The 16,316-nt window shown below is 50.5% G+C and carries 16 protein-coding genes and 1 pseudogene; 6 read left to right on the top strand and 11 right to left on the bottom strand.

Going from position 1 to position 16,316, the window contains the following annotated elements:
• Positions 1-85: 85 nt before the first annotated feature.
• Positions 86-1,432, top strand: a complete 1,347-nt coding sequence (locus tag IP582_RS15010; protein WP_193793670.1) for a 6-phospho-beta-glucosidase — start codon at positions 86-88, stop codon at positions 1,430-1,432.
• A 6-nt stretch (positions 1,433-1,438) separates the two neighbouring features.
• A complete protein-coding gene (gene chbG / locus IP582_RS15005) occupies positions 1,439-2,197 on the top strand; it encodes a chitin disaccharide deacetylase (protein ID WP_193793669.1) in 759 nt (252 codons plus the stop codon).
• 36 nt (positions 2,198-2,233) lie between these two features.
• On the opposite strand, the gene katE is transcribed toward chbG, so the two are convergent.
• Positions 2,234-4,492 carry a catalase HPII gene (gene katE, locus IP582_RS15000; protein ID WP_110295463.1) on the bottom strand — a complete coding sequence of 753 codons (2,259 nt, stop codon included), beginning with the start codon at positions 4,490-4,492 and terminating at the stop codon, positions 2,234-2,236.
• A gap of 209 nt (positions 4,493-4,701) precedes the next feature.
• On the opposite strand from katE, the gene cedA reads away from it, so the two are divergent.
• Positions 4,702-4,956, top strand: a complete 255-nt coding sequence (gene cedA / locus IP582_RS14995; RefSeq protein WP_072039777.1) for a cell division activator CedA — start codon at positions 4,702-4,704, stop codon at positions 4,954-4,956.
• 54 nt (positions 4,957-5,010) lie between these two features.
• Here the strand turns inward: cedA and IP582_RS14990 are convergent, their stop codons facing one another.
• From IP582_RS14990 to hxpB, 4 genes are all read right to left on the bottom strand, one after another.
• Positions 5,011-6,402: an L-cystine transporter gene (locus IP582_RS14990; protein WP_041851616.1), complete on the bottom strand. Its 1,392-nt coding sequence runs from the start codon at positions 6,400-6,402 to the stop codon at positions 5,011-5,013.
• A gap of 130 nt (positions 6,403-6,532) precedes the next feature.
• On the bottom strand, positions 6,533-7,123 hold the full coding sequence (locus IP582_RS14985; protein WP_041851615.1) for a metal-dependent hydrolase: 591 nt from the start codon (positions 7,121-7,123) through the stop codon (positions 6,533-6,535).
• 96 nt (positions 7,124-7,219) lie between these two features.
• Entirely contained in the window at positions 7,220-7,981 is a 762-nt protein-coding gene (kduD, locus tag IP582_RS14980; RefSeq protein WP_193793668.1) for a 2-dehydro-3-deoxy-D-gluconate 5-dehydrogenase KduD, read from the bottom strand.
• A 136-nt stretch (positions 7,982-8,117) separates the two neighbouring features.
• Positions 8,118-8,786 carry a hexitol phosphatase HxpB gene (hxpB, locus tag IP582_RS14975; RefSeq protein ID WP_193793667.1) on the bottom strand — a complete coding sequence of 223 codons (669 nt, stop codon included), beginning with the start codon at positions 8,784-8,786 and terminating at the stop codon, positions 8,118-8,120.
• Positions 8,787-8,931: 145 nt separating this feature from the next.
• Here hxpB and IP582_RS14970 point away from each other — a divergent pair, with 145 nt between their 5' ends.
• Positions 8,932-9,468 (top strand): YniB family protein, encoded by a 537-nt coding sequence (locus IP582_RS14970; RefSeq protein WP_041851612.1) that lies wholly within the window; start codon positions 8,932-8,934, stop codon positions 9,466-9,468.
• A 34-nt stretch (positions 9,469-9,502) separates the two neighbouring features.
• Here the strand turns inward: IP582_RS14970 and IP582_RS14965 are convergent, their stop codons facing one another.
• The 3 genes from IP582_RS14965 to pfkB all read right to left on the bottom strand — a co-directional run bounded on the left by IP582_RS14965 (position 9,503) and on the right by pfkB (position 11,799).
• A complete protein-coding gene (locus tag IP582_RS14965) occupies positions 9,503-10,363 on the bottom strand; it encodes a fructosamine kinase family protein (RefSeq protein ID WP_041851611.1) in 861 nt (286 codons plus the stop codon).
• A gap of 105 nt (positions 10,364-10,468) precedes the next feature.
• On the bottom strand, positions 10,469-10,759 hold the full coding sequence (gene ghoS / locus IP582_RS14960; RefSeq protein ID WP_041851610.1) for a type V toxin-antitoxin system endoribonuclease antitoxin GhoS: 291 nt from the start codon (positions 10,757-10,759) through the stop codon (positions 10,469-10,471).
• A 107-nt stretch (positions 10,760-10,866) separates the two neighbouring features.
• Positions 10,867-11,799, bottom strand: a complete 933-nt coding sequence (gene pfkB / locus IP582_RS14955) for a 6-phosphofructokinase II (protein ID WP_193793666.1) — start codon at positions 11,797-11,799, stop codon at positions 10,867-10,869.
• Between the two features lie 292 nt (positions 11,800-12,091).
• Here pfkB and IP582_RS14950 point away from each other — a divergent pair, with 292 nt between their 5' ends.
• Positions 12,092-12,850 carry a YdiY family protein gene (locus IP582_RS14950; protein WP_041851608.1) on the top strand — a complete coding sequence of 253 codons (759 nt, stop codon included), beginning with the start codon at positions 12,092-12,094 and terminating at the stop codon, positions 12,848-12,850.
• Between the two features lie 27 nt (positions 12,851-12,877).
• On the opposite strand, the gene IP582_RS14945 is transcribed toward IP582_RS14950, so the two are convergent.
• The gene (locus tag IP582_RS14945; protein ID WP_193793665.1) at positions 12,878-13,123 is read right to left on the bottom strand and encodes a helix-hairpin-helix domain-containing protein; all 246 of its coding nucleotides are present in this window, start codon (positions 13,121-13,123) and stop codon (positions 12,878-12,880) included.
• 110 nt (positions 13,124-13,233) lie between these two features.
• Here IP582_RS14945 and fumD point away from each other — a divergent pair, with 110 nt between their 5' ends.
• The gene (gene fumD, locus IP582_RS14940) at positions 13,234-13,449 is read left to right on the top strand and encodes a fumarate hydratase FumD (RefSeq protein WP_041851606.1); all 216 of its coding nucleotides are present in this window, start codon (positions 13,234-13,236) and stop codon (positions 13,447-13,449) included.
• A 701-nt stretch (positions 13,450-14,150) separates the two neighbouring features.
• Here the strand turns inward: fumD and IP582_RS14935 are convergent.
• Both IP582_RS14935 and IP582_RS14930 read right to left on the bottom strand, forming a co-directional pair.
• Positions 14,151-15,542 (bottom strand): hypothetical protein, encoded by a 1,392-nt coding sequence (locus IP582_RS14935; protein ID WP_193793664.1) that lies wholly within the window; start codon positions 15,540-15,542, stop codon positions 14,151-14,153.
• Positions 15,543-15,908: 366 nt separating this feature from the next.
• A pseudogene (locus tag IP582_RS14930) lies at positions 15,909-16,148 on the bottom strand (SOS response-associated peptidase family protein); the annotation flags it as partial.
• Between the last annotated feature and the right edge of the window lie 168 nt (positions 16,149-16,316).

The raw sequence follows: 16,316 nt of genomic DNA, 5'->3' as shown, positions 1-16,316 counted from the left end.
CCCGCTAACAAACATCACCATTCTATAATTATCGCACTGCGGTAATGACACGGCTTGTCTTAACATCAGGCCTGAGGGAGAAAATATGACGACGAAACTGAAAATTGTCACTATCGGTGGCGGCAGCAGTTATACCCCGGAATTACTTGAAGGATTTATTCTTCGCTACCATGAATTACCCGTCAGTGAATTATGGCTGGTAGATGTGGAGGAGGGGAAACATAAGCTGGATATCATTTATGATCTTTGTTGCCGCATGGTGGACAAAGCGGGGGTGCCATTAAAGATATTTAAAACCCTTGATCGACGTGAAGCGCTGCGCGATGCGGATTTCGTTACCACACAATTCCGTATCGGCCAGCTCAAAGCACGTGAACTCGACGAGCGCATTCCGTTAAGCCATGGTTATCTTGGTCAGGAAACCAATGGCGCTGGTGGTTTGTTTAAAGGGCTACGCACTATCCCGGTGATTTTCGATATTCTTCGTGATGTGGAAGAGTTGTGCCCGCAGGCATGGGTGATCAATTTCACTAACCCGGCTGGCATGGTGACCGAAGCGGTTTATCGGCATACCAACTTCCGTCGCTTTATTGGCGTATGCAATGTCCCCATCGGTATGAAAATGTTCGTCCGTGATGTTCTGCAACTCGCCGCGACTGACACGCTATCGATAGATTTATTTGGTCTGAACCACCTGGTTTTTATCAAAGATGTGCTGGTGAATGGCGAGTCGCGCTTTGCCGAATTAATGGACGGGGTCGCTTCCGGGCGTCTGGCGAAATCTTCGGTGAAGAATATTTTTGATTTACCCTTCTCGGAAGGCTTACTGCGTTCGCTCAACCTGCTGCCATGTTCCTACCTGCAATACTATTTCAAATCCAAAGAGATGCTGGGTATCGAAATGGGGGAATATTACAAAGGGGGTACGCGTGCGCAGGTGGTTCAGGAGGTCGAAAAGAACCTCTTTGAGATGTACAAAGATCCGACACTCAATGTGAAACCGAAGGCGCTGGAGATGCGCGGCGGGGCCTATTATTCCGATGCCGCTTGTGAAGTGATCAATGCGATTTTTAATGATAAGCAGACGGAGCATTACGTGAATGTGCCGCACCGGGGCTGTATAGAAAATATCCCTGCGCATTGGGCGGTAGAAATGACCTGTCTTCTGGGGCGCGAGGGGGCGACGCCGCATCCACGAATCACACACTTTGATGACAAGGTTCTTGGGCTGATTTACACCATTAAGGGCTTTGAGATTGCTGCCAGCAACGCGGCACTGAGCGGTGAACTGAATGATATTTTGCTGGCGCTCAACCTGAATCCGCTGATCCATTCCGATAAAGACGCGGAAAAACTGGCCCGCGATATGCTGCTGGCCAACCAGCAGTGGTTACCGCGTTTTGCTACGGCAATAGCATCCTTCAGACAGTGAGGGGTTATGCAAAGACTGTTAATCGTCAATGCGGATGACTTTGGCTTAAGCCGTGGGCAGAACTACGGCATCGTCGACGCCTGCCGTAACGGCGTCGTAACGTCCACGACCGCGCTGGTGAACGGTGCCGCTATCGAACATGCGGTTGCGCTGTGCGAGCAGGTTCCGGAACTGGCGGTGGGGCTGCATTTCACCCTGACGCTGGGAAAACCTGTGGGAAATACGCCATCATTGACGCGAGAGGAGCAACTGGGGAAATGGCTCTGGGATCTGGCTGCACAAGGTTCCCTGCCGCTCCAGGAGATTGCCGATGAGCTGGCCTGCCAGTATGCGCGTTTTATCGCGCTGTTTGGCAAGCCGCCCTCACACATCGACAGTCATCATCATGTGCATATGATTGGCGCCATTTTCCCGCTGGTTGCGGCGTTTGCCCGGCAGAAAGGCATTCCGCTGCGTGTCGATCGCGATGAGGCCCGGCGCCAGGGAATTGACGCAAACGGGATATGCAGCACGAGCGGTTTTTCCAGTGCCTTTTATGGCGATGAGATCACGGTATCGCTGTTCACCGCCATTCTGGATGCCGCCGCGCAGCGTGGCGACAGCTCACTGGAGATCATGAGCCATCCGGCGTTTGTGGATAATCAGCTTATGGCAAGTCAGTACTGTTACCCACGTTTAAAAGAGCTGGAAGTGCTGACGCAGCCTTCATTGAAACAGGTCATTGCCGAACGCGCCTTCAGACCGGGCACTTTTCGGGATCTGTAAGTCACGCACCGCGGAACAGGCCGCGGTACGCGTTTATCAGGCAGGAATGCTGGCGATTTTACTCATGCGTGACCAAATACGGTGCGCGCGCAATAACCCCAGGAAATCATCCAGAGTGCTGCCTGATGCATCCTCGGCCTGGATCACACCTTCTTCCCCCTGCGCGCCAACCTGTAAAGCGGCGCTGAACTGACGGGCATCGCCCAGCAGCGTAATGGGTTTTAGATGTTTGTAGGCTTCCAGCAAGTAGTAAAGTGCATCGCCATTATTCAGTAACTGGCTGAGATCACCGCCAGGCACAATGACGCCATCAACCGTCAGTGACGGTGCGCCCGCAAAAGTCCCCGCGACAGGTAAGACGGAGCCATCATCGGTCACAACGCTGCCCATTCGGGAATAGAGCAGTTTCGCGTGCACCCCTTGTGCCTTAAGCGCTTGCAGAATAGTGAGCACATCGTCGGCGCGCGTTTTATCATTCAGCAACACGGCGACGACACGCCCTTTGATGGCACCATCCGGGATGGCATACAGGCTGAGCGAAGGATCTTTTTTCAGGCCGTTCACCTCCTTCGGTGGCGCAATGTTGCGTTGTTCTTCACTCAGCGTAATGCCGAGGTTCCCGGCGACGGCATTTGCCAGATGGACGTCAATATGCGCCAGTTGGTCAACCACCCGTTCACGAATGTATTCGCGCACAACTTTACTCAGCTCGAAGCTGAAAGCATCGATAATATGCTGCTGCTCAAATGGCGTCTGGCTGAGCCAGAACAGACGTGGATGCGCATAATATTCGGCAAATGAGGGGCTACGTTCGCGAATTTTGCCGCCTTCGACCCGCTCCTGGTAAGACTCAAACCCTCCCCGTTTGGGGCCCGGCGGCGTCTCACGCGGCCAGTTGTCATTAATCGAGTTGGGTTCATAGTTTGCCGGGTTGGTATCAATATCCATTCGATGCATGCCGTCGCGCTGCAAATTATGGTACGGGCAGGTGGGGCGGTTTATGGGGATCTCATGAAAGTTTGGCCCGCCAAGACGGCTAATCTGCGTATCCGTATAGGAGAACAGACGCCCCTGCAGCAGGGGATCGTTAGAGAAATCGAGCCCGGGGACAATATGGCCGGGGTGGAACGCGGCCTGCTCGTTTTCGGCAAAGAAATTATCCGGATTGCGGTTGAGCACCATTTTGCCCACTCGCTTCACTGGCACCAGCTCTTCCGGGATCAGTTTCGTCGGGTCGAGGAGATCAAAATCAAATTTAAATTCGTCTTCTTCGGGAATGAGCTGTAATCCAAGCTCATATTCCGGGTAATCACCCGCTTCAATCGCTTCCCACAGATCGCGACGATGAAAATCGGGGTCACGACCGGTCAATTTCTGCGACTCATCCCAGACCAGTGAGGCTTTGCCTGCCACGGGTTTCCAGTGAAAACGCACAAACGTGGCCTTGCCTTCGGCATTGATCATGCGAAAGGTATGAATACCAAAGCCTTCCATGGTGCGATAGCTGCGTGGGATCCCGCGATCAGACATTGCCCAGATGACATTATGCAGTGTCTCCGGTTGCAGCGAGACATAATCCCAGAAGGTGTCATGGGCGCTCTGTCCCTGGGGAATTGCCCAGTGAGGCTCGGGTTTTACCGCATGAACGAAATCCGGGAATTTATGCGCGTCCTGAATAAAAAATACGGGCGTGTTGTTACCCACCAAATCGAAGATACCCTCTTCGGTGTAAAACTTGGTGGCAAATCCACGGATATCCCGCACGGTATCGGCGGAGCCTGCTCCTCCCTGAACCGTAGAAAAACGCACAAATACCGGCGTGATTTTCTCCGGGTCGGAGAGAAAATCTGCTTTGGTGATGGCCGATAAACTTTCGTAAGGCTGGAAATAGCCATGGGCGGCAGAACCGCGTGCGTGGACGATGCGTTCAGGAATGCGCTCATGGTCAAAATGGGTGATCTTTTCGCGCAGAATAAAGTCTTCCAGCAGCGTCGGTCCCCGCGTGCCCGCCCGCAGTGAATTTTGATCGTCTGCGATGCGAACGCCCTGATTTGTCGTCAGTGGAAAATTTTCGCTGCCCTTACGAAAGGCTTCCAGCGCGGTGAGTTTCTCATTGGCCGTGTTGGGGGCCTTTAAACTGCCTGGGGCCGTGGGCTGCTCGCCGGGCGCGGAGAGATGCGGGGAAGGGCGATGGGAACCGTCTGCCGGTGCCAAAGAATCCAGACCGGGCTTTGACTCACTGGCATCATGCACCGGTGACTGATGATTTGTAGGGTTTTGTTCTTGATCCGACATTGAACACGTCTCCTGTTTTCATTGCTGAAAAATGGTCGTTGCTTTGGCAAAACCCTTCTAACTATAGAACAACTCAGGGCAGTGCTCAGGCGTAACGGCTATGAGCGCACTGAGAGAGCGGCAAAAATACGCAGAAAGTCAGCCCGGAGGCGACGCGCGGGGTGACGATCGGCTATGATAGGACTTTCGTGTTAGTGGAAATCGTTTTAGTGAACTCTTCGCTTATGAAACCTTTGCGCCATCAAAACCGTCGTGTTATCAGCTATGTACCCCGTATCGAACCTGCACCGCCTGAACATGCTTTGAAGGTTGATGGGTTTCGTGACGTCTGGTTATTGCGCGGGAAATATGTGGCCTTCGTGTTACAGGGCGAGCGTTTTACGCGTTCACCTGTTTTTAGCGTGCCTGAAGCCGCTCAGCGCTGGGCAACTCAGATTCGTCAGGAAGGCGAAATCGACGAATAAAAAAACCGCCTGCAATGACTTGTCAGGCGGTTTCCGTTTCGAATGACGTCGAAATTAGCGATGTGCCAGTTCGGCGTCCTCTTCGCTGTTCAGAATGGTTTTGTCCGTCTGCTTAAGCCACTGGCTGGTCAGCGTACCTGCGGTCATTGAGCCGCTGACATTGAGCGCCGTACGCCCCATGTCAATCAGCGGTTCCACCGAAATCAGCAGCGCAACCAGTGTGACGGGTAAACCCATAGCAGGCAGCACAATCAGTGCGGCGAAGGTCGCACCACCACCGACACCCGCAACACCTGCGGAGCTGACTGTTACAATACCGACCAGGGTGGCAATCCACATCGGATCCAACGGATTAATACCTACTGTCGGCGCAACCATTACCGCCAGCATTGCCGGGTAGAGACCCGCACAGCCGTTCTGACCGATGGTCGCACCGAACGAGGCGGAGAAGCTGGCGATAGACTCAGGTACGCCCAGACGACGGGTCTGCGCTTCCACATTCAGCGGGATAGACGCGGCGCTGGAACGGCTGGTAAACGCGAAGGTCAGTACCGGCCATACTTTGCGGAAGTATTTCAGCGGGCTGATGCCATTCACACCCAGCAGCAGGCCATGCACCACAAACATAATGCCAAGACCAATGTAGGAGGCGATAACAAAGCTGCCGAGCTTAATAATGTCCTGGATATTCGAGCCAGCCACCACTTTGGTCATCAGTGCCAGAACGCCATACGGCGTCAGTTGCATCACCAGACGCACCAGCTTCATCACCCAGCTTTGCAGCGTATCAATGGCGATGAGTACGCGTTCGCCTTTCGGCGCATCGTCTTTGAGCAGTTTCAGGGCGGCCACACCCAGAAAAGCAGCGAAAATCACAACGCTGATAATGGAGGTCGGGCTTGCACCCGTCAGATCGGCAAACGGGTTCTTGGGTACAAACGACAGCAGTAACTGTGGTACGCTCAGATCGGCCACTTTGCCTACGTAGTTGGTTTGAATTGCCGTTAAACGGGCCGTTTCGGCGGTCCCCTGAACCAGACCTTCGGCGGTCAGACCGAAGAGGTTGGTCATCATGACGCCAACCAGCGCTGAAATCATCGTCGTAAACAGCAGAGTGCCGATAGTTAAAAAGCTAATTTTTCCCAGCGAAGAGGCGTTGTGCAGGCGTGCAACGGCGCTCAGAATAGAAGCAAAAACCAGCGGCATAACAATCATCTGCAGCAGTTGCACGTAGCCATTACCGACCACATTGAACCACTGGATAGAATTCTTCAGTACCGGGTTATCCGAGCCGTAGATAGCCTGCAATGCAAGGCCAAACACCACGCCCAGCCCTAAACCGGCCAGTACTTTTTTTGCCAGACTCCACTGTTTGTGACGCGTTTGCGCCAGCAACAGCAGCAGTGCGACAAACACCACAACGTTTGCGATTAAAGGAAAGTTCATCCCCGTTCTCCTGATCTCATTATAAGGCTGGCATCCAAAGGTCAGCCAATGGCGGAAGGTTAGCAGAAGAGGTCCGCAAGCCTTATATCCAAATGGAATGAATTATGCCGTAAGAGCGGAAAGTGGCGATTTAATGGTCGGTCTGGTGATGAATAAAGCGATTGAACTGGTTTTGCAGCACATTAATCATCTGCGACGACCAGCGCACTGCACTGTTATCGGGCAATGTTTGCGGCATCCACAGCGCCCAGGTGAACAGCGCCATGCATAACACACGCTCCAGTTGGTTACCGCGTTGCGGCGAGAGCAAGGGCAAACGGAATCGCCAGCGGCAGGGCCAGAGAAGAGGGACGCCTGCCGGGGTGATCATATCGGCAAGGATATGGCTCAAATAACCCAGAACCAACCCCTGCAGTGCGTCTGCCGGGATAATCCAGCTATCGGGCACTTTGAGATAGAACAGCGTTAAGCCAATAAAAACGGCCAACAGGCTATGGGTAAAACCCCGGTGACCGAACATGCGGGCCACGGGTTTTGAGATCCATTTTAACCGCTGCCCAAGAAACGACTTCGGGTGGTCGATATCGGGCAGAAGACAGGTCAGAATGGCTGACGGAACAATATGCCACCAATCCCCGTGTGCCAGCACGGGCGTCAACTCGGCATTTTTGGCAAACACCGCGCAGGCAATGGAAAAAAGCAGGTGTCCTTCCGCCGTCATGATAAAACTCGCTAAACTGTCGATGCATACAGTATAGGGTTTTTATACAGTAGGCGGAAGAGGTGACGGTGTAACTCTTTGTCACAAGAATGACATTTAACGCGCCAGCCAGCCACCGTCCACGGCGAGAGTAAAGCCATTGATATAGTCAGAAGCCGCAGAGGCGAGAAAGACCGCCGGGCCTTTGAGATCATCCGGTTTTCCCCAGCGGCCTGCCGGAATGCGATCGACAATCTCCTGGTTACGTTCTGCATCTTCCCGTAACGCCTGGGTGTTGTTGGTCGCCATGTAACCAGGGGCAATGGCATTAACATTGATATTGTGCGATGCCCATTCATTGGCGAGCAGACGGGTCAGCCCCAGAACACCGCTTTTAGACGCAGTATATGACGGTACGCGGATGCCCCCCTGAAACGAGAGCATAGAAGCAATATTGATGATTTTTCCGCCATCGCCCTGGGCAATAAACTGACGAGCGACAGCCTGAGACAAAAAGAAAACCGTCTTGACGTTAAGGTTCATCACATCGTCCCAGTCTTTCTCGCTAAATTCCAGCGCATCGCAGCGACGAATCGTCCCGGCGTTATTGAGCAAAATATCAATGCGCCCCATCTGTGAAACGGTCTGGCTGACGATGTCATTAATGCCGTCTTGCTTGCTGAGATCAGTCTGGATTGCGAGGAATTCGCGGCCCAGCGCGGTGACTCGCTTGGCGGTCTCCTGTGGTTTTTTACGGCCAACACCGACGATATGGCATCCTGCTTCGGCAAGCCCCAGCGCCATCCCTTGCCCCAGGCCAGTATCGCAGCCGGTAACGATGGCGACTTTGTTTGCAAGTGAAAAGGCATCAAGAATCATAGTTCCCCCGGGTCCTGGTTATTGTCATCGCGCCTGAGATGAGGATAGGGGCAGTTACGGAGAATTACAAATAAAATGAAACGATGTTTTAAAAATAAAAACCAGAGACAGTGTTACCCATCTCTGGTGTCAGGAGCTAGCCGCACAAATGCGTCAGGGTGAGCTCTTCAAGGCTGGTTAACTTCACATCGGCTAACGCATAGCGCGGATCGGCACGGTTCTCTTCGGCAGGCACCACAATGGAGCGCATCCGGGCGGCTTTACTGGCGATCATGCCATTGACAGAATCTTCCAGCGCCACACAGGTAAGCGGGTCAACGCCAAGCTTTGCGGCACAGTCCAGATAAACCTGCGGATGCGGTTTGCTGTAGGGCAGTTTTTCGGCGGACGCCAGCGCATCGAAATTATCGCGCAGGCCGAACAGAGAGAGCGTTTTTTCCAGCATATGCAGCGGCGATGCCGAGGCCAGACCCACTTTCAGACCGCTGGCTTTGCACAGAGCAATCGCTTCACGCGCGCCTGGCAGCAACGGGCGCGTTTCTTCCACCAGGGCGATGGCGCGACTGATGATGCGTTGGGTGACCTCTTCGCAGTCCGGACCGGTCCATGGCTGGCGGGCGAACCACAGGCCAACAACCATATCAATGCGCAGGCCGAGGGTATCCGGTAGCTCATCGCGGCGGGTGATATCAACCCCCAGGCTTGCCATGACATCCAGTTCAGCACGATCCCAGAGTGGCTCTGAGTCCATAATTAATCCATCCATATCGAAAATGGCAGCGAGTATTTGTCGCGGGGCAGACATTCACACCTCTCTTTCTTACGTTAGAACACAGGGAGAAACACTTTTTCTGGTCAGGAGGTCATCATACCGTCTTTAAAGATCGGGCGAAAATGAATATGAGAGGGTAGACTTAGGCGGAAAACGGAACGTCTCACAAGGGGAATCCATGACGTATCAACAAGCTGGACGCATTGCCATACTAAAACGCGTCCTGGGGTGGGTTATCTTTATCCCATCGGTGATTTCGACAATTATTTCAGTACTTAAGTTTATGTACGACCACAGTGAAAAACAGCCGGGCATCAATGCCGTTATGCTGGATTTCGCCCATGTGATGATTGAGATGATGCGGTTTAACACGCCATTCCTCAATTTTTTCTGGTACAACTCACCCACGCCGGATTTCCATCACCAGCTTAATATCGGTTTCTGGATTATTTTTGCGCTGATCTTTGTGGGGCTGGCGCTGCAGGCTTCCGGGGCAAGGATGAGCCGTCAGACGCGGTTTCTGCGTGAAAATCTTGAAGATCAACTGATTCTGGAAAAGGCAAAAGGGGCCGAAGGGCTGTCACGCGAACAAATAGCTGCGCGTATCGTGGTACCGAATCACTCCATCTTCCGGCAGATTTTCCCGCTCTATGTCCTGCCTGTTATTTGTATCGTCGCAGGTTACTTTTTTTTCTCTCTGCTCGGTTTCCTTTGAACTAAGGCCACCTCTGGGTGGCCTTATCGTTCCGTCATGCGGCAAGTACCCGCTCCAGCGCTTTTTGCGCCGTTACCAGATGCTGCCCTCCGAACAAAATCGCCCGGTTAAAAAGTGTATAAAGCTGGTATACGGGCTGACGGTCAAGGAAATCGCCCGGTAAGGGACTCACGGACTGGTAGCCATCATAAATTTGCGGCGGCTGGTCCGGGTGTAACGGGAGCATTGCCAGGTCACACTCTCTGTCTCCCCAGTAACATGCCGGGTCGTAAATAAACGGACCGTCCGGACCAAGCGCACAGTTTGCTGACCACAGATCGCCATGAAGCAGAGACGCCTGAGGTTGGTGCGAAGCAAGACGCTGCTGGACATGTTCGACAATGGCGTCGATATTGCCAAACTCCAGCCCTTTTTCTGCCGCCAGCTCCAGTTGCCAGCCGATACGTTGCTCGGCAAAGAAGGTTGACCAGCGACGTTGCCAGGCATTGGGCTGCGGTGTTGTCGACAGGTCATTATCAAAATCAAGACCGAACTGCGGTTGGTCGCTCCACTCATGCAGCCGCGCCAGTTGCTGGCCAAGTAAAAAAGCGCTGTGGGCATCGAGGGGGCGGGCCGGGAGATACTCCATTACCAGGAAGCTGTAGTCGCGGTCGCTGCCGACCGCCAGGACTTTGGGTACGCGCACCGTATTGCTACGGGAGAGCAGTTCTAGCTGGTCAGCCTCTGCGGTGAAGATGGGCAGTAATTCCCGTTCATCGCATTTTACAAACAAATCCTGACCACCATAACGCAGGTGCCATGCAGCATGGATTTCTCCACCTGGCAACTCGTCACGCTGTTCGATCTCACCAACGCCTAGTTGTTCGCTTAACAGACGACTTATTGCTTGCCACATGATATGTCTCCCATGTTATCAGCCAGATCATAAGGTTAGCGCACTACTGTTATGAAAAAATACGAACCAACGCACACCTGCGCATCCTGGGATGGACAATGGCACTTATTGTGTCTGTTTTTGCCATGCTTCCCAGGTTGTCACGCTAATGTCAGGCTTTGCGCTGACGACGCTATCTGCAAGGCCACTGGCCAGCTCTGTCACCTCTTGTTCGTTCAACGGGCTGATAAGGCCAAAGGTATTTGTCCCAAGGTCGTGCACTTTGCCTTCTTCATCCGTGAGCGTGAGCAGGAATCCGGCGCGCGTAAACTGATTATTCAGCTCGTTGATTTCCGCCAGGCTCTGCTCGTGAAATTTCACCGTAACCACGTAGCGGGTAATACCGTCGCTGCTCATAATTCACCTCGTTGTTATCCTGAATTTTTTTAGCATAGTCGGCGAAGGGGATTTGTCGACTGCCGCCAGAGGAGGGAAGGCCCTCGCGGTAAGACGAGGGCGTATTTTCAGAGATTGCGCAGGTAATCGTAGATTTTTTGTGTGTCGGCGCGGGAACACAATTTCGTACCCTGATTAATGGTCGCAGCACTCCCGGCGGCAACACCGAATTTCACCATCTCTTCAAGCGACGCGCCTTCGGCAAGTTTCAGCGTCATCGCGCCGACCATGCTGTCGCCAGCGCCCACGGTACTCTGGCTTTTCATCGGCGGTGGCACAACCTGGACACACTGGCTTTCATCAACGGCGAGCGCGCCCTGTGGGCCGAGAGAAACCACGACCCGTCGCGCTTTGCCCTGACGAACAATCTCTTTTGCCGCATTCTGAACGTCATCCGGCTGCGTTAATTCCCGGCCTACCAGCGCGCTGAGCTCTTTCTGATTCGGTTTGACCAGTTCTATATTACCGATTTCGAGTGCCGCGGAGAGAGCATCACCCGAACTGTCGATGATGCAGCGGATCCCTTGTTGTTGCGCGGCCTTAACCAGTTGCGTCAGCTTCGTCACATCAATACCCGGCGGCAGGCTGCCGCTAATCACAAGGATCGCGCCACTCTCAATGGCGAGTACTTTCTCTTCCAGTCGGCGGAATTCATCAGCGGTTAGCGTGGCGCCTGGCATCACAAAACGGTATTGCTCGCCACTGGCCTCAACATGCACATGCAGATTTTGCCGGGTCCAGTCATGCGTTGCGACACATTGCGTGGGAATATTTTCATCGGCAAGCAGCGCCGTTAAATGCTCGCCTGTCGCACCACCTGCCGGGAAAATTGCCGTAGCTTTTCCCCCCAGATGGGCGATGGCGCGTGCGACATTAATGCCGCCGCCGCCGGGTTCAAAGACGGGGGCGCTACAGCGGAGTTTCCCTTCCGGGTAAATCTGCGGCGTGAGCGTCGCGCTATCGAGGGAAGGGGCCAGCGTTAGGGTATAAACCGATACCATAATGATCTCCTTTTACGGTGAATGTATTAATCCTGGCATCTGATACACAGAAGGCAATGTAAATAAATCGATGATTTAGAATATGAATTTTCGCTAAATCGCCGTAAAGCTTTTATACATTTAATGTCTATTTGAGATCTGTCTTATTCAAAAAATGAAATAAGAATTCATTGCTATGTTAAACGGGCCTTTTTATAATTTGTTACCTTTCAATGGACCGTCGGTCGTTGATCCACCTGAAAGTTTCCGGGACCGTTATGGTCTCTTTTTTTGTTGTTCGGACTCCTAATAAATGAAGCTTTTTAAGACAGTACCCGTGCTGATTGTTCTCGCGGGAGGCGTGCTTGCGTCGTTGAATGCTGCCGCAGATGACACCGTTTTTACTGTTATGGATGACCCCTCCACCGCGAAGAAACCATTTGAAGGTAGCGTTAACGGTGGTTACCTGGCCCAGTCTGGCAATACCACAAGTTCTTCTCTGACTGCTGACTCCACCCTGACCTGGTATGGCACATCTACCGCATGGTCTTTATGGGGAACCGCGAGCAACACCTCATCAAATGATGAGCGTTCCTCAGAGAAATATTCCGTAGGTGGACGTAGCCGTTACAACATGACGGATTACGATTATCTGTTTGGCCAGGCAAGCTGGCTGACTGACCGATACAACGGCTATCGTGAGCGTGATGTTCTGACCGCTGGTTATGGTCGTCAGTTCCTCAATGGTCCGGTGCACAGCTTCCGCTTTGAATTTGGTCCCGGTGTTCGTTACGACGAATACACTGACGGGGACACCAAAACGCAAGGCCTGGGCTATGCCTCTGGTACCTATACCTGGCAGATGACCGACAACGCCAAATTCACACAGGGTGTATCTGTGTTTGGTTCAGATGACACGACACTGAACTCTGAGACTGCGTTAAATGTCGCTATTAATGACCACTTTGGTCTGAAAGTGGCATACAACGTGACCTGGAACTCTCAGCCGCCATCATCGGCGCCAGAGCATACCGATCGTCGAACCACAGTCTCCCTCGGCTACAAGATGTAACCGCGCCGGGCCGGGTTCTCCGGCCCTTTATTTTCCCTCAGATACTGTTTTTGCCAGCGCGATAGCATTGCTAATAGCAGCTTTTGCCTGCGGGCTGTTTTTCCAGCACGTTGATCCGACGAGCGCCGCCCCGTGGGCGACGATATCGTCAACGGAAGCTTCACTGAGTTGATCGAGTGAGCTAAATCCCATTTGCTCCAGCCGTTCAATGACTTTCGGGCCGACACCTTTGCAGGCGAGCAGGGCAGTGCGCTCTTGTGCGGTAAATGACATCGACATTTCCTTATTGTGATTATCACCTTGCTGTGGATATTCAGTATTATTAATGAGTAACAAAAGAACAACAAACCACGAAAAGACGTGATCACCTCATGGGGGAGTGAATGGGCAGGACAAAAGATGCCGAGTTATATGAAGAAATGTGCCGGGTCGTTGGGAAAGTGGTGCTTGAGATGCGAGACCTTGGTCAGGAGCCAAAACATGTGGTGATTGCCGGGATGGTGCGCACGATGCTGGCGAATCAACGTGTGCCGCGTACGGAATTGACTAAACAGGCCATGGCGGAGGTAATCCGCGCGCTGGGTTTTGAGGCTTCCTGATATTCTATTTTTGTGAGCCAGCAGTAGGACACAGAAAATAGTCAAGGGAACCAATATCAAACAAGAGGTACATTCCCCCTTTTTTTAGTGTTACCATCCTCTGACGCAATGAAAAGTGTGAGCCATGGTGGCCTTCATTGACGTAACAGATTACGCGCCAATTTAGCGATTGTTGGTTAGATGGCGGCGTAATTTATTTCGGCTAAACAAATACTTACTTCGTATGTGATCTTTCGTGTAAGACATGTACGAAGTTTCACATGATTACACTCCGTTTCATTCCAGCCGTTTAACCCCTCATCAGCTTTGACTTTCTCCTGTCCCGGTGTTTCACTTCATTTTTCTTTGTGCGTGTTTGTGCCACGCTATCTTTGTACACACCAATGTCCACAGTGGACAGAAGGTGAAATATACATAGCACGAGTGGAAGCCGGTGGATTTATTTTTGTTGGTGATGATGGCGCGCCAAACGGGGAGGGAGGGAGCGCGTCTCCAGTGGAGCATCGGGATGATGGTTCGATCCTTTACCAGCCTGGCGGCTTGGACGGAGAAGTTATTTTCGAGGAGTGTGCAGCATGAGTGACACATTACTCGAATACGCCTACCGCCGGATCGCTGCGTTGTAATAATTGCAAAAATAAGGATGAATGAAAACTGGAGCATCAGACTCTGATTCTGATGAACCTGATGCTCTTTTATGCTTATACCGGAATGTTGTTATTGCGTAACAGGTTTATCAGTTTACATGCACCAGTAAAGTTGAGGTGATCACCATCACGGAAATCTTGTGGACGAAATGATTTTTCCTCTGAAAGATCAATGAAATGTACATCTTCATTACAAATCCGATTAAAATAAACCCTATGCGTTTGTTTCATCTCGCTAACTATATTTTTTGTATATTCATCAGGGAATGGCGGAGTCAACCAATAACTGGTTTTTCCCTCGAGCTTAATTCTCTCTGATATTTCACTTGTTCTTATCTTATTCTCATCAAGAGATACTTGATGATTAACTGCTTTAGAATGCACAAGTGCACGCTGCTCCGAAATTAAACCTTGTTGCTCTGTTTCTAAAGATATAGTGCTAGTAACAAGTTGCAAATTTTCGTTATATATTCTCTGCCTCAAGGAAATATTATCCATGTCCTGAAATTCAGGGAGTGAGTCCACTCCACTTTCAATTATCAGGCGGCTAAATGTGTCTAAGATATTATTATTTGAGTGCGTAATGCTTGCAATATGATAATGGGACAATATCTGGCTAAATGCATCTATCACATTTTTGTTGAATGCATGCTTTGATTTAAATAGATCGCCATAGAGGTCAAAAAAACCAATGCAAAAAATGAAGTTGTCAATGTGTGGATACTTAATAAGAATGTGCTCAACTAGCCTTTGGGTTTGTTTGATGCCCAGACTGTGCATAGAAATGTTTACAGAATGCTGAATGATATTGTCTGGAAAAGCATAAATACCATATGAATTGCCAATGATAACGGTTTTAATATTGGTATTACTGAGTTTGGTATACTGATGAGCAAATAGGATAGTGAAGCTATTTAAAACGTCAGATGTTGGAAGCGAATTATGTATTAATATCTCGTAATTATTCAGGCTAGCTATTGGGTTGGTGTTTTTAATTTTATCTAAAAAATGCATTCCATCAGGATCGTAAATGATCAAGGGCGCAACAGAAGATTCAATGCTCGAAATGTAATCGTTAATGTAATGAATATCTGTATCGTTTGATGCTAAATACTTTATACTATTAACAATAGCTGGGTTTAGATGTTTTGCGAGTATTTTGAGATTTGTTAACTCACCAAGGTAAAATACATTTATTTTCGCTTTTATTATACAGTCAAGCCAGAAAAAATAAAGAGCATCATAGATTTTAAGTACGGAACCACCATTGTTCTCTAACCAGTCTGCAATCAAATTTACTAAGGAAATGGTGTTTGATGTTTCCTCCAGTAAATTATGATGTGAGAAGATAACTTCTGCTACTAGATGTATAGCGTCATCTTCATCCTTATTTTCTTTAATTACGCGAAGGCATTCCTGAATTTGTTTGAGAAATAAATTATCCATAATTAAATTTGCTATTATTTTGATGGGACTGGATGATAACATAAAAAAAGATTGATAATCACTTAATTAATGTGTGGGAATGGTATTTTTTCTGCTGATTGAATGAATAGAGTCCATCCGATACACATTACACGAAAAACCATGGTCACTTTGTGCGCGTGAGTACCTGGTTCGTTTATTAGCACTGAACATCCTGTGGTATCGTTTCGTAGCTCAAAGGGATGATAGGCAGAGTTACGAGTTGACGAAATGAGTTGTGTGACATATCACATATTCAAAACTACCTATCAATTAATGCTGTCTATATGCACAGCCTTTTTATAAACAGACCTGTTTTAGTTCCATGCATTTTTTGAGCCCCCGACCTGTTTCGACGCAAGCGTTAATCAGGGGAGCTTTTTGCCACCAACCGGGAGTGTAACCCCAGCTTACAGGATCCAGTTATATTTGCTCGTCGCGCCCACTAAGCAGGAGTACTTTCGTGCCAGGCGCGACGTTATACCGGCCAATTGGATCTGGGTCATAAGCCATGTCGCGTTCTGCTTCATCTGCAAGGTAAGTGAGGTGTTCTTCGCGCGTTTGCGCCTGGGCAAATCGTCCGCACATATGCACCTCCAGTTTGATAAATGAAGTATAGGCATTCGGTCCGGGCGATGTTTATTAACAGCATAATAGAACGGCGAGTAGATGAGCTTAGTGTGTGATGAGGTTAACACTAACCTTTTATCATACTGATTAGACGTGTACTATCTGTGGTGAGCTTATCAACAGAAG

The organism is Citrobacter sp. BDA59-3 (assembly GCF_015167655.1).
Taxonomy (GTDB): domain Bacteria; phylum Pseudomonadota; class Gammaproteobacteria; order Enterobacterales; family Enterobacteriaceae; genus Phytobacter; species Phytobacter diazotrophicus.
The sequence above is the reverse complement of the archived record's forward strand: the minus strand, read 5'-3'. Positions and strand labels throughout refer to the sequence as shown.